The sequence below is a fragment of the Hwangdonia sp. genome (assembly GCF_048381975.1).
Classification (GTDB): domain Bacteria; phylum Bacteroidota; class Bacteroidia; order Flavobacteriales; family Flavobacteriaceae; genus Hwangdonia; species Hwangdonia seohaensis.
The window spans coordinates 706,344-720,429 of sequence record NZ_JBLWYT010000001.1 but is presented as its reverse complement, the minus strand read 5'-3'; the positions used below and the strand labels follow the sequence as shown (position 1 = coordinate 720,429).

Here is a 14,086-nt window from a genome sequence, read left to right as displayed (position 1 = left end):
ACATTAAGATGCCTTAACCAATTTTACTTCACACGAATTCGAATTTTGAATGTGAGACGCTATCGTTTGGAAAAACTCATAATTATCAAAAGGTTTGGTTATAATATCGTTAAACCCAATAATATCGAAATCTTGTTTTACCTCCTCTATATCGGCAGCTGTTAAAGCAATAATAGGTATCTCTTTATTAAACTGTCTAATGGCCACTGTCGCATCATTACCATTCATAATAGGCATATTGATATCCATTAAAATAAGGTCATAATTGTTTTTAGCTTGCATCCTCTCAACTGCCTCTAAGCCGTTATCTACAATGTCGCAAACGTAATTTTGCTTAACCAATAGGTTCTTAGTCACAATTTGGTTTATCTTATTATCTTCAACAATTAAAACCTTAAACTTGTTACCTGTATTTAATTCCACCTTTTTAGATGCATTTAGGTCTACTATGGTCTTGCTTTCTTGGTCTATTTCAAAATCTACGTTAAAGCTAAATTTGGTTCCTTTACCCACTTCACTTTCAAGCTCTATTTGGCTTTCAAATAATTGAATGATGTTTTTGGTAATGGAAAGCCCTAAGCCTGTGCCTTGATAATTGGTATTGCTTTCATTTCCTAATTGAGAAAAATTATCGAAAATGGTTTTAAATTTATCTTGTGGAATACCTTTACCATTATCTTCAATTTCGAAACGCAAACTCACTTTTTCATCTCCTAAGTTTAATAATTTTATTCTCAAATCAATAACACCACTTTCAGTGAATTTTATACTATTTCCAATTAAATTTAGTAAAACCTGAGACATTCTAACTTTATCAACTTTAATGTACTCTGGAATGCCTTCGTCCATAGACAATTTAATTCGATTATTCGATTCTTGTAATCTATATTCAAAAGAATCAACTATACGCTGCATTAAGGATTTTATATTTACCGACACATTTTTAAGCTCTATTTTTTGAGCTTCCATTTTATTGGCTTGTAAAATATCATTAACTAAATTTAAAAGGTAATCTCCTGAATATTTAAGCGAATTTAAATATTTTCGGTCGCGTTCGCTAAGGTTCTTTTTCTCGTTTAACAACAGCGATGTTATACCAACCACGCCATACAGCGGGGTTCTCAATTCGTGAGACACGTTTGAAATGAATTTGCTTTTTAACTCCGAAGTTTTTAAGGCTTCATCTTTAGCCAATTGTAATTCGCTGTTTTTTAATTTTAGCGTTTTACTTAATTTTATTTTAGAGCTATAACTTTTATAAATAACGATGAATGAAACCACCAACAGCAACAACGTTACAAAAAATACAATATTAATTTTCTTGAATTTATTGGCTATTTCTAATTGCTGTAGTCTCGCTATATTAGCTGTTTTTGCTTCGTTTTTATAATCTTCGATTAAAAATTTGGATTTTACTAATAAATCCTGTCTGTTTTTTTCTTCGTTGGATAGTTGGTCTTTATAGTTATTTTGTTCCAATAAAGTAATATACGCCTCTGTGCTTTTACCAGATTTTGCCAAAGCAATGGACAGTTGCATGTAGATACTACTCAGTAAATCCAAATCGACTTCTTCGGTGTCTTCATTTAATAAAAAAACGGCTTGCCTAAATTTATTACTCGCATTATTGTACAGCTCCTTTTTTGCATAATAAATACCGTACACATAATTGTAATACCCTTCTAAACTTGAATTTATGGTGTCTGTTTTTAGATAACTGCCTAATTTTAATAAGTTGATTAAAGCTTCGTCTAGGTTATTTTTTTCAATATATAATTCACATAAATTAATCTTTGCTTCAACATATACGTTTTGGATATTTTCTTTTTCAATAGCAGGTAAATTTCTTTTGGCTACCGAAAACCGAAGAGCTTTCTCAAAATATTCAATGCTTTTATCGTGGTTATTCTGGTCTCTAAATATTTTAGCTAGGTTTAGATAAGAACTGGAAACCAAGTAATCATCATCAATCTCTTTTAAAACATCTAATGTTAATTGGTAATGCTCTTGGGCAGACTTATAATTTTCCATTAAATAATAAATATTACCTAAGTGAAAATTGGCTGTGGCACTTCCATAATTGTCTTGAATAGAATCTGACAATGCTTTGGCATGAATAAATTCTTTAAAGGACTTTACTATTTGCTGATTGTTGAATAGAATTAATGCAGACGCATTTTTTTTATCGATTTCTTTTATGATATCTCTATCTGTTTTACCAAAGATCACGGAGGTAACTAACAGAAAAACTACAAGTAGGTTTGTTTTCATGTTTTACGAAAATTATTGATTTGGGACTTTTAAAGTATTTCTTTTCCTCGATAGGAATAAAAATACTCGTCATAAAACAGTCTTTTTCCGACAAAGAGATAAATAACGTAATGAAAACTAAAGGAATTATATTAAAACTTACGTTTTACCGAGCCTGTAAAATCCTCTAAATCGTCTTTTACTTTATCGAGCTCTTTTTTTACATCGGCAGTGATGCTAGTGTCTATACCGTTCTTTTCGACGGTTTTGGTAATTTCTTGTTTAATATCGTTGGTGGCATCTTTAAGCGTACGCATGCCTTTACCCAAACCACGGGCTATTTCGGGCAGCTTGTCGGCACCAAAAACCATGATGACAATAAATAGTATAAAAGCTATTTCTGCACCGCTTATAAATAGAAATGTAGGTTGATATATCACAATACAAATATAGTGAGTGTTTGTTAGAATAAAAAAAGGCCAACTATTAAAGTTGGCCATTTTTTATTTTTTTATCCGTTTATTTTGTCTTTAAATTGATCGAATTGGCTTTGCGTAACTTCTTTAGGCCAAGAATTGTTTGAAGTATCAATATCCGCAGTTTCTAAATTCGGGTCTACTTTAATACTTACAATTTCTTTTTCCGAAGCAATGGCTTTTTTGACTTCGTTATCGTTAAACCTCCAAATTTGAGCTGGATAGGTTACGGTTTTCGAAGTGCCATCGGCATAAGTGTACTCTACAATAATAGGCATAACCAAACCACCTGGTTTTTCGAAGGTAATGTTATAGAAATACTTAGGCGACTTGATGTTTTTTTGTTCTTCTGGCGTAAAATTATCCATAATGTATTCTTTTACAGAAAGTGCTTCACTTGGTGTTTGGTTTTTCATGTCCTCTTTAAAGTCTTCGCTACCTTCTTCAACCATGTATACCAATGGCCTTAATTGGTTTTCACTAATACCTCTTTCCTTCATAAATTCTTTCATATAAGCATTAGGTTCGGATGACACATAGTATTTCTTTACTTCTTTTATACCTATATCAACCCAATCGGTAGTGTAAAACCAACCTCTCCAAAACCAATCCAAATCGAAAGCCGAAGCATCTTCCATCGTTCTGAAAAAATCTTCTGGTGTTGGGTGTTTAAACATCCAACGGTTCGCGTATTCCTTAAATGCATAATCGAATAGTTCGCGACCCATAACCGTTTCCCTTAAAATATTTAAGGCCGTAGCCGGTTTTCCGTATGCATTGTTTCCAAATTGATAGGTATTTAACCCTTTGGTCATTATTGGAGCAATATAATCTTGGTTGCCGCCCATATATGGTACAATTAAATGTGCTGGTCCACGATCGGACGGGAAGCTTTCGTGTTGAGGCGATAATGCTTTTGGGTGTTTTTCGCCAAAATCCTGTTCCGCCACATATTGTAAAAACGTATTTAAGCCTTCGTCCATCCATGTCCATTGGCGTTCGTCGCTATTTACAATCATAGGAAAAAAGTTATGACCAACCTCGTGGATAATAACGCCCATCATGCCATATTTTGTACGGTCGCTATAATTACCATCATCATCGGGTCTGCCGTAATTCCAGCAAATCATGGGGTATTCCATACCTTGTTGATCGGCATGTACCGATATAGCTTTGTGGTACGGGTAATCAAATGTCATTCTGGAATAGGTTTCCAAGGTGCTGGCAACAGCTTTAGTGGACCATTCTTCCCACAACGGATTACCTTCTTTTGGATACATCGATACCGCCATAACATCTTTATCGCCAATTTTAACGGCCATCATGTCCCAAATAAATTTTCTTGAAGTTGCAAAACCATAGTCACGTACGTTTTCCGCTTTAAATCTCCAGGTTTTGGTTTGGTTTGAAAATCCTTTTTCCGCCGCTTCAGCTTCGGCTTGGTTTACAATAATAACAGGTTCGGTATACGATTTTTTTGCTCGCTCGTAACGATCCATCATCGTTTTTGTAAACACTTCCTTTCTATTTAGAAGTTTCCCTGTGGCATCTAAAATATGATCTGCCGGAACGGTAATATTTACTTCATAGTCGCCAAATGGTAATGCAAACTCATCACGTCCCCAAAATTGAGAATTCTGCCAACCTTCCACATCGCTGTAAACTGCCATTCTTGGAAAAAACTGCGCGATTACATAAGCCCTATTTCCATCTTTTGGAAAATACTCGTAACCCGAGCGCCCGCCTTCATCTACGTGATTATTAATATTATACCACCACTTAATGGAAAACGAAAATTTGTCGCCCGATTTCATGGCTTTTGGCAACTCCACACGCATCATGGTTCTATTAATCATGTGCTTTAAAGGTTTGCCGTTGGTATCTTTAACCTCTTCGATATTAAAGCCTCGTTCCAAAGGCCCTTTAATGTAATCATTTGCGAATTGTGAAGGTGTTAAAACCGGAGCCACACCACTGCTTTCTATAAGCGGTGATTTGGAGTCTTTGGCACGTTGGTTTTGGTCTAATTGTACCCAAAGATATTTTAAAACATCAGGCGAATTATTGGTATAGGTAATGGTTTCAAAACCAGATAACCTAGCGTTTTTATCGTCTAAAACAATATCCATTTTATAATCGGCTTGCTGCTGATAATAAGCTACACCCGGTGCGCCCGACGCCGCTCTGTACATATTTGGAGTTGAAAACTCATCGTACAATTGCTTAAATTTATTGGTGTTTGTATGTCCTTTTTTGCGCTCTTGTTGCTCTTGATTTTGGGCAAAAACCCCTGAAGTAATAAATACTACGGACAAAAAGTAATAGGCAATTTTTTTCATGTTCAATTTAATAACATTTATAATTTAAAGAATTGCGTTTTTTAGATAAAAGTATGATCATAAAAAACGCTCGAAAATAGTAAATTTAAAAGAGTTTTAACTTTATTTTAATCAAAGTTTAACAAAGCGTTGTCTTTTTGAAGAATAAACAAAAAGCTTTTATGTGTCTCGTTTATTTTTGTTTTAACAATATTTTGCTGTTCTTCAAATAAATCAAACAGCAATTGGTTTGTAATTTGAAACGTTTTAATGGCCTTAACACCTTCAATTTCCAAGTAACATTGCATAATATCACCGCTGTATTCTTTTCCAATAAAGCTGATTTTTGCAGTTTCATCATTAATTTTAATTTTAATTTTTTCGCTTAAGTAACGTTCAATATAAGCATCTACCGTTTTCGGTTCGTTTTTGCCTGCCAAGGTTATGTTTTCATCGTAACGTTTGCGCAAAACATTTTCGAAATCGTCAATAAAAATCCTCGATATTATTTGTACAGATGCCTTCTCTTTTACATAATTTATTTGCGTGACGCTCACATAATATTTATGCATTGCGCTAAAGCCCAAAAGCGGAATTATTAAAAGGAATAAAAAAGACTTTGAAAATGTCATGTCTGTTTTTTTTTGCTAAAGTAATTATTTTGAAACTTGTATTTACTTTTCAAAAAGCATTCCAAAAAAATAGGTTAATTATGTGGGCGTTACCCCAACCCTTCGACGCCTCTCAAGGGAAGAGAGTTTATCCTTGTCTTGCAGAGGGGCTACTAATCCCTAACGCGGGCCTCACAACTTAAAATCAATCGGTAACCAATTCAAGATTGGCTTTATAGGCTTTTAATTTTTCTTGTAAAAATTCAAGAATTTCAATATCGGTCTTGCCGTTGCAGCGTTCCATAAAACCAGCATCGTCTGCGCAGAAATAGAAAAAATCTGCAACTTTATCGGCTTCCAATTCATTTAAAGCTAAAAAATCTTTCTGCAATCGCGATTTTATACGTTCCAACAAGGCATCATTCGTTTCAATTTCAACTCGGTTTTTAAGTTCTTTTGTTCTTCCTGAAAGGCCATTTAATATAGGATTTAAAGGTATTCCTCCCGTTAAAAGCCCCAAAAGCATTTTTGGTTTAAATTCTCCAGCTTCGTACAGTCGCCGTTCACTTTGTGTTGCAATTTTACCGGTATACCCGGGAATGCCAACATCGTAAAAATTAATGGGCGGTCGGCCTTCAACATGCTCAATATCCGAAAGCAAATCGCCGGTTAACACTTTGCCAACCAACACTTCATCCAACTCGTTTATTTGCTCTTTTAATTTTACGGTCAATGTTCTATTTAAAATGGTATGATTACCAACAACCATATATTTGGGAATGTGCTGAACGGACGAAAACACAAGCGTATCGTTCAACTTTGCAGTAATTTTAAACTCGCCTCGTTTATTGGTTGTGGTAAAAACTTGGGCCGTTTTATTTATAACGTGAATATTTTCAACACCCACATCACTTTCAACTTTTCCGTAAATTTCAACGGATTGCGAAACGGCCACTTTAAAACCAAACAACAGTACTAAAAAAGTAAGGTATTTAATGTTTTGCATCTTTCAACGTCAAAAATTCTTTGCTTTGCTGAATCAAAAACTCGATTAAATACACTTCGTTTTCGGGTTTATACAATTCCTCTTTAATGCCATTGGTTTCAATAAACGCTACAAACAAGTCCACTTTTTCAAACGGAATATTACAGGCTTTACTAATAAATTCATGGGTATAAACATCCAATAAGTCTTTAGGTTTTTCATCTTTCTTATAAAAATCCATTTTTTTGTTTTTGCGTTTCAACAACCTGTTCAAACCAAATATCGTCGCAAAGTCTATACCGTTGTAAAACTGTCCTGTGCTTACAATCCTATTTAATTCATTTCTAACTATATTGTTATTAAAGGCATTATCGTCAAAATACTCCAAAGCATTCATGTTTCCCAAATCGAGTTCTATTTTGGGCAATTCTTCAGCATTATCAATATCGGTAACCAAATCACCCGAAAGCCCTGTGGACAACAACACAGCATCTAATTGATTAACATGTTCGGCCAAATAAATTTTTAATTGTTTGGAGGCTATAACGTCCTTAGTAATGGCGATTGAAAGAGCTTTAAATTGCAGTGCGGAAATTTCAATAATATCGTTTAAAGCCACGTGAATGGTAAATTCGCCGTTGCCATTGGTAATGGTACCTTTATTGGACGACGTATTGTAAACCGTTATATTTTCTACATCGCTGTTAACTGCAAGAATAATTCCGTTAACCTCAACGCGCTCAATATCCTGCCCCATAACTAAATCACAGGAAAAAATTAATATAAAAATAAGTAGTAGTTGTTTCAATAAGTTTAATTTACTTTATAAAGAAAGCGTTTCAAATCTTAAATAAAATGAAAAACCGCTTTAAACTTTTGTTAAATCCTACATTTCATTACTTTTACCTAATATACAAAATAAGATGAGAAACCTTATAATAGCCAGCACTTCTACAGTTCACGGAAGCGGATATTTGGAATATATTTTAGATGAATTAACAGTTTTTTTTAAAGACGCCAAAACGGTGTTGTTTATACCCTATGCCAGACCTGGCGGTATATCGCACGATGAATATACCGAAAAAGCCGCATCGGCTTTTTCTAAAATTGGTAAAAAAGTAGTGGGCATCCATACGTTTAAAAATCCCGTTGAAGTCATAAAAAACGCCGAAGCCATTTTTACCGGCGGTGGCAATACCTTTGTTTTGGTAAGTCAGTTATACAAAAATAATTTAATAGCTGTTTTAAAGGAAGCCCTTACAAACGGCACACCTTATTTGGGCACAAGCGCAGGCAGCAATATTTGCGGCCTAACCATAAAAACATCCAACGATATGCCCATTGTTTATCCGCCCAGTTTTAATACTTTGGGCATGCTGCCTTTTAATATAAATCCGCATTATTTAGACCCCGACACAAACAGTACACACATGGGCGAAACCCGCGAAACGCGGATTAAAGAATTTCACGGCTACAATACACCGCCCGTAATTGGTTTGCGCGAAGGCAGCTGGCTGCACGTTAAAGGAGATTCCGTAGTGTTGAAAGGCAACTTAGAAGCGCGAATCTTCGAGTATAACAAAACACCTTACGAAATCACATCGGGCACACAATTAAATCATTTAAAATAAAAGCATTTTGGGCGTGCCCCCACTTGGTCGCTGAGGCTCACGAAGTGGGGTCGGGCTATCCGCTACAAGTCCTCGCTGCGCTGTGGGCTTTCCACTACTATCCCTCACACGGGCATACCAGCCAAAACCATTGCGAAATTCCATAAAATAACCTATCCGCATAAAAAAAAGCCCCATATTTCCATGGAGCTTTTCGAGCGGGAGACCAGGTTCGAACTGGCGACATTCAGCTTGGAAGGCTGACGCTCTACCAACTGAGCTACTCCCGCATTAGCCATGCAAATATATACATTCTCACAACTTATTTGCAAGCAAAAACTACAACTTTTTAAAAAAATGGTAGCCCAAAATCTCAAACCCTTCGTTGTAATAAAATTTGTGCGAAGGATAATTATTCACGTAAGTATTCAATTCCACTGATTCATAACCTTTTAGCTTAACGTAGTTATAAATCCATTCAAAAAATTGTTTTCCCAAACCTTTGCCGCGATACTCATCATCAATAAAAACATGGTCTGGTTCAACACTTTTTCCAGAATAGTGCCGTGTGCAAAACCATAAGCCAGAAATTCCAATTAATTTTTCGCCTTCAAAAATACCTGCACACTCGTAATTCTGATTTACCATTTCGGAGAAACGTTGTTTTAAAATAGCGTCAGACACTTGATTTCCATTTAGTTTTTGAACTAATGGTATCACGGAATCAATCTGCTTTTTATCAATAATTTTAAACTGAAAAGCCATGAACTATTTTTATGTGAAGATAAATATTTTCTAACCATTAATTAAAACATCATTTTAAAAACATTTAAATTTAATGCGTGACCCTAACATAAAAAATGCGTCTAAAGCCTGTGTTTACATTGTAAATTAAAACAGGTTGCAAATTACAGTGATTATTTTTTGTAAATTTAAAACTATAAACATCTATTTATGAGAAGTAGAAATTTTAAGATTAGATTATTAATTGGTTTGGCCATAGTCGCTTTTGCATTTATTAAAAAATGTAATAGTAAAGAGAGAAATGCGTATACCGGCAGAGTGCAAACCATTAATATGACCTCGGATCAAGAAATAGCCATTGGTTTACAACATGCGCCGCAAATGGCTCAACAACACGGTGGCTTACACGCCAACAACCAATATCAAGCCTTAGTGGACCAAGTAGGAAACAAGCTTGTTAATAACAGTATGGCAAAAGATACGCCATACAAATACGACTTTCATCTTTTGGCCGACGAAAACACTATAAATGCCTTTGCGCTACCCGGTGGGCAAATATTTATTACCTACGCCTTGTTTTCTAAGTTAGAAAACGAAGACCAACTAGCTGGTGTTTTGGGGCACGAAATTGGTCATGTTTTAGGGCGTCATTCTGCTGAACGAATTGCAGAAAGCGACTTTTGGCAAACGGTAACAACCGGCGCATCGGTAGGTGCCGATATGGGCGGATTGGTAAGTGGCATTGGGCAACAAACGTTACTTAAAAATGGTCGTGGCGATGAATTAGAAAGCGATAATCTTGGTGTTTTATTTATGCTTAAATCGGGTTATAACCCTCAAGAAATGATTGGCGTTATGGAAATTTTAAAGGATGCTGCTGGCCCTAATAGAGTTCCGGAATTTCAAAGCTCGCATCCAGACCCAGATAATAGAATTGAGAAAATTCAAGAAGCTATTGAAAAGTATAAAAACCAATAATAAAAAGCCTTGTTAAACAAGGCTTTTTATGAGTGACTAGCTCTAAATAATTATTAAAAATTATTTATATTTTTAAGCTAAAGCTTCTTCTAAAATAGCTAAAGCTTCTTTGGCATTAGACTGTTGTGCGTACTTAACAGCAGTTAAACCTTTAGGACATTTGGTTTTTAACTTAGCGCCTTTAGCAATTAAAAATTTCAAAATGTCTGTTCTGTTGTATTTAGCAGCATACATAACCGGTGTCATCCCATTAGATTTCTTATTGACATCCGCCCCTAAACTAACAAGTTTTTTAACGGTTTCAAAGTCGCCTTTTGCAATAGACACACAAAAAGGGCTGACTTGTGCCACTGTTTCTACACTGTAATCTTTAACGGTTTCATTAATTGATTTTGCATTTACTGATACTACTGAAAAGCATAATGCGATTGCGGAAATAATGATTGTTTTTTTCATGATGAAAGATTTTAATTTGATTATTGATTTGAATTGATTTCGTTTTTTGATATACTAAAGAGACGACAAAAATCTCGATCTGTTACAGAAAAAATAATTAATAACATATTTTTAACATTGATTTCACATTTTATTATGTTAAAGCTTTTTTGTTGAGATACTCGTAAAAATCCGTTATTTAAAAGCTTTTTGAGGTGTTTTATCGAGGATTTTTTTTATAATCTCACTATCTTTGGATACTCAAAAATTCTCACAAAAAATGAACAAAAAAGTTATCTTAATGATTCTTGACGGTTGGGGAAATTCTCCAGATCCAAAGGTTTCAGCAATCGATCATGCTCACACCCCATTTATTGATTCACTATATAAAACATACCCTTTTGCAACGTTGCGTACCGATGGCTTGCATGTTGGTTTACCCGAGGGGCAAATGGGAAATAGCGAAGTTGGCCATATGAATTTAGGTGCCGGACGTATTGTATATCAAGATCTCGTTAAAGTAAACTTAGCCGTAAAAAACAAAACGCTTAATAACGAGCAGGTTTTAGTTGATGCGTTTAACTATGCCAAAAACAACCATAAAAATGTTCATTTTTTAGGTTTATTAAGCGATGGTGGCGTTCACTCGCATATCAACCATTTATTGGGTTTAATTGACGCCGCCAACGATTTTGGATTAACCAATACTTTTGTGCACGCGTTTACCGATGGGCGCGATGTAGACCCAAAATCTGGTTATGGTTTTGTAACCGAACTTGAAAGCCACATTGAAAAAACAAACACCAAACTAGCAACGGTAACCGGTCGTTACTACGCTATGGACAGGGATAAACGTTGGGAACGCATAAAATTAGCTTATGATGCTTTAGTGAATGGTATTGGCGAAAAATCGACCAACATTACCGAATCCATCAGAAAGAGTTATAAAAATGATATCACCGATGAGTTTATAAAACCCATTATTGCAGTTGATGAAACCAACCAACCCATCGCACAAATTAAAGACGATGATGTTGTAATATTCTTTAATTTTAGAACCGATCGCGGTCGCGAGTTAACCGAAGCTTTAACGCAAACCAACTTTCATGAGCAAAACATGCATAAACTCAATTTGCATTATGTAACGCTTACCAATTACGACGATACTTATAAAAACATCAAAGTTATTTTCAATAAAGATAACCTCACTGAAACCCTGGGTGAAGTATTGGAAAAACACAACAAAAAACAAATTAGAATTGCCGAAACCGAAAAATACCCACATGTTACTTTTTTCTTTTCCGGCGGACGCGAAGAACCTTTTAATGGGGAAACCCGCATTTTAAGAAACTCGCCAAAAGTAGCCACTTACGATTTAAAACCCGAAATGAGCGCTTACGAATTACGTGATGCTTTAATACCAGAATTACAAAAAGGCGATGTTGATTTTGTGTGCTTAAACTTTGCAAATGGCGATATGGTTGGGCACACCGGCGTTATGGAAGCCGCCATAAAAGCCTGTGAAGCCGTAGATGAATGCGTGAAAGACGTGGTTACAACCGCTTTGGAGAACGGCTATTCAACCTTGTTAATAGCAGACCACGGTAATTGTGAAACCATGATAAATCCTGATGGTTCACCAAATACGGCGCATACCACAAATCCAGTTCCTGTTATTTTAATCGATAACGATTTAAAAGACATTAAAGACGGTATTTTAGGCGATATGGCACCAACCATTTTAAAACTTATGGGAGTTCCGCAACCTGAAGCGATGACGCAACATGCTTTGGTTTAAGCTGTGAAATTTATTGAAAAGCGTTAATGTACTAGAATTCTAAAACATCACTTAGTGCGTAAATTATTGTACTTTTGCGTCTAACTCAAGTCTGTAATTCGAAAAATGGATTTTAACCAAACGCTTATAATCGCCGTAGATTTTGATGGCACTATCGTGGAGGACGCCTATCCAAAAATAGGAAAGCCAAAACTATTTGCTTTTGAAACCCTAAAAAAATTACAGGAAGAAGGACATCGTTTGATTTTATGGACGTATAGGTGCGGTGATAGGCTAAACGAAGCTGTTACTTTTTGCGAAAATAACGGCGTTGTTTTTTACGCTTTAAATAGTAGCTTTTCGGGAGAAGAATACAGCAATAAAATTAGCAGAAAAATCCATGCCGATTTATTTATTGACGATAGAAATATTGGTGGCTTTATAGGTTGGGGTGAAGTTTACCAAATGCTTACCAATACCAAACCAAACCTGCCTATAAAGAAAAAAGGCTTCTTTAGTTTCTTCAAACAATAAATGAAATAAAATTTAAATCAGTTCAAAATACGTTTTTCCGATAGATGCCCTGTAATCGGGATGCGCTATATCTACCAAGGCTTTAATGCGTTGTTTAATAGTTTTGCCATATAAATTTGCGATGCCGTACTCGGTAACCACGTAATGTACATGCGCACGTGTAGTAACGACACCCGCTCCCGGTTTTAAGCTCGGTACAATTCTGCTAATGCCCGTACGTGTTACTGATGGTAATGCAATAATTGCTTTTCCGCCTTCGCTGAGTGATGCGCCCCGGATGTAATCCATTTGTCCACCAACACCCGAGTACATTTTTGACCCTATTGAATCTGCACAAACTTGCCCCGTTACATCTACCTCAATAGCAGAATTAATAGCGACCATTTTAGGGTTTTGCTTAATTATTGAAACATCATTTACATAATCTGAAGCTCTCATTTCTACAAAAGGATTATCATCTACATAGTCGTACAATCGTTTTGAACCCATTAAAAAAGTGGTTAACGCGCGACCTGGATTAATGGTTTTATAGTTTCCGTTAATAACATCATTCAAAATTAAATCGATAACACCATCTGAAAACATTTCGGTGTGTAATCCTAAATTTTTATGATGTGTAAGTTGCGATAACACAGCATTGGGAATAGATCCAACCCCCATTTGCAATGTGCTTTTATCGTCAATCAAACTTGCCACATAAGCCCCAATTTTATTTTCAATAGCTGTGGGTTTACCTATATTGTGTGTTGGTATGGGCACATCGCATTCTACAAACAAATCAATTTCGGTATGGTGTATTATGCCGTCGCCATGTGTTCTTGGCATTTGAGGGTTTACTTGAGCAATAACCGTTTTTGCGTTTTCTATGGCAGCCAAAGTCGCTTCAACCGATACACCTAATGAGCAATAACCGTGCTTATCTGGAACGGACACGTGAATTAATGCTACGTCTAGCGGTAATATATTCCGTTTGAACAATAGAGGCAATTCACTTAAAAAAACAGGTGTATATGATCCGTTGCCGGCAGTTAATGTATGTCTAACGTTGCTTCCTATAAAAAATGAATTGACGTGAAAACTATCTTTTAATTCTGGGTTTGCATACGGCGCTTCGCCTTCAACGTGTAAATGGCAAACCTCAACACCTCGTAATTCTTCATGTCTTTCAGACATCGCATTCATTAATAACTGCGGAGCTGCTGCAGCTGCTTGAATATAAACTCTATCGTTACTTTTAATTTTTTTTACTACTTCTTGGGCACTTCCTACTTTGTACATTTTTCGGGTATTTGTAATACAAAATTATTTGTTTTAAAGATGATAGAAAATGCCAAAAGTCATATAAAACCAAAATAATTAGAATTATAT

Annotated in this window: 13 protein-coding genes and 1 tRNA gene; 4 read left to right on the top strand and 10 right to left on the bottom strand. The window is 35.5% G+C overall.

Translation table 11 applies throughout. The features are described from left to right. Positions 1-3 precede the first annotated feature (3 nt). The 6 genes from ACN5J7_RS03140 to ACN5J7_RS03115 form a co-directional block, all read right to left on the bottom strand. Entirely contained in the window at positions 4-2,271 is a 2,268-nt protein-coding gene (locus ACN5J7_RS03140; protein WP_418602669.1) for an ATP-binding protein, read from the bottom strand. Positions 2,272-2,402: 131 nt separating this feature from the next. Next, positions 2,403-2,690 (bottom strand): Sec-independent protein translocase subunit TatA/TatB, encoded by a 288-nt coding sequence (locus ACN5J7_RS03135; RefSeq protein ID WP_418602667.1) that lies wholly within the window; start codon positions 2,688-2,690, stop codon positions 2,403-2,405. Between the two features lie 71 nt (positions 2,691-2,761). After that, on the bottom strand, positions 2,762-5,065 hold the full coding sequence (locus ACN5J7_RS03130) for a M1 family metallopeptidase (protein ID WP_418602665.1): 2,304 nt from the start codon (positions 5,063-5,065) through the stop codon (positions 2,762-2,764). 107 nt (positions 5,066-5,172) lie between these two features. After that, positions 5,173-5,676: a DUF6702 family protein gene (locus tag ACN5J7_RS03125; RefSeq protein WP_418602663.1), complete on the bottom strand. Its 504-nt coding sequence runs from the start codon at positions 5,674-5,676 to the stop codon at positions 5,173-5,175. Between the two features lie 184 nt (positions 5,677-5,860). Continuing rightward, a complete protein-coding gene (locus tag ACN5J7_RS03120; protein WP_418602661.1) occupies positions 5,861-6,661 on the bottom strand; it encodes a hypothetical protein in 801 nt (266 codons plus the stop codon). Continuing rightward, positions 6,648-7,448: a carboxypeptidase-like regulatory domain-containing protein gene (locus ACN5J7_RS03115; protein ID WP_418602659.1), complete on the bottom strand. Its 801-nt coding sequence runs from the start codon at positions 7,446-7,448 to the stop codon at positions 6,648-6,650. The genes ACN5J7_RS03120 and ACN5J7_RS03115 overlap by 14 nt, the downstream gene beginning before the upstream one ends. A 115-nt stretch (positions 7,449-7,563) precedes the next feature. Between ACN5J7_RS03115 and pepE the strand changes: the two genes are divergently transcribed. After that, positions 7,564-8,271 (top strand): dipeptidase PepE, encoded by a 708-nt coding sequence (gene pepE, locus ACN5J7_RS03110; protein WP_418602657.1) that lies wholly within the window; start codon positions 7,564-7,566, stop codon positions 8,269-8,271. A 196-nt stretch (positions 8,272-8,467) separates the two neighbouring features. Here pepE and ACN5J7_RS03105 read toward each other — a convergent pair. Next, positions 8,468-8,540 (bottom strand) — tRNA-Gly (locus ACN5J7_RS03105). Between the two features lie 49 nt (positions 8,541-8,589). Next, positions 8,590-9,015 carry a GNAT family N-acetyltransferase gene (locus ACN5J7_RS03100; RefSeq protein WP_311939531.1) on the bottom strand — a complete coding sequence of 142 codons (426 nt, stop codon included), beginning with the start codon at positions 9,013-9,015 and terminating at the stop codon, positions 8,590-8,592. A gap of 189 nt (positions 9,016-9,204) precedes the next feature. Here ACN5J7_RS03100 and ACN5J7_RS03095 point away from each other — a divergent pair, with 189 nt between their 5' ends. Beyond that, positions 9,205-9,972, top strand: a complete 768-nt coding sequence (locus ACN5J7_RS03095; RefSeq protein WP_418602654.1) for a M48 family metalloprotease — start codon at positions 9,205-9,207, stop codon at positions 9,970-9,972. A 72-nt stretch (positions 9,973-10,044) separates the two neighbouring features. On the opposite strand, the gene ACN5J7_RS03090 is transcribed toward ACN5J7_RS03095, so the two are convergent. Beyond that, positions 10,045-10,428, bottom strand: coding sequence for an ankyrin repeat domain-containing protein (locus ACN5J7_RS03090; RefSeq protein ID WP_311939524.1), 384 nt, complete (start codon positions 10,426-10,428; stop codon positions 10,045-10,047). 259 nt (positions 10,429-10,687) lie between these two features. Between ACN5J7_RS03090 and gpmI the strand changes: the two genes are divergently transcribed. Together gpmI and ACN5J7_RS03080 are read left to right on the top strand one after the other, a co-directional pair. Continuing rightward, on the top strand, positions 10,688-12,205 hold the full coding sequence (gpmI, locus tag ACN5J7_RS03085; RefSeq protein ID WP_418602652.1) for a 2,3-bisphosphoglycerate-independent phosphoglycerate mutase: 1,518 nt from the start codon (positions 10,688-10,690) through the stop codon (positions 12,203-12,205). 105 nt (positions 12,206-12,310) lie between these two features. Further along, positions 12,311-12,718, top strand: coding sequence for a BT0820 family HAD-type phosphatase (locus ACN5J7_RS03080; RefSeq protein ID WP_418602650.1), 408 nt, complete (start codon positions 12,311-12,313; stop codon positions 12,716-12,718). 12 nt (positions 12,719-12,730) lie between these two features. On the opposite strand, the gene ACN5J7_RS03075 is transcribed toward ACN5J7_RS03080, so the two are convergent. After that, on the bottom strand, positions 12,731-13,996 hold the full coding sequence (locus ACN5J7_RS03075; RefSeq protein WP_418602648.1) for an acetyl-CoA hydrolase/transferase family protein: 1,266 nt from the start codon (positions 13,994-13,996) through the stop codon (positions 12,731-12,733). Positions 13,997-14,086 lie beyond the last annotated feature (90 nt).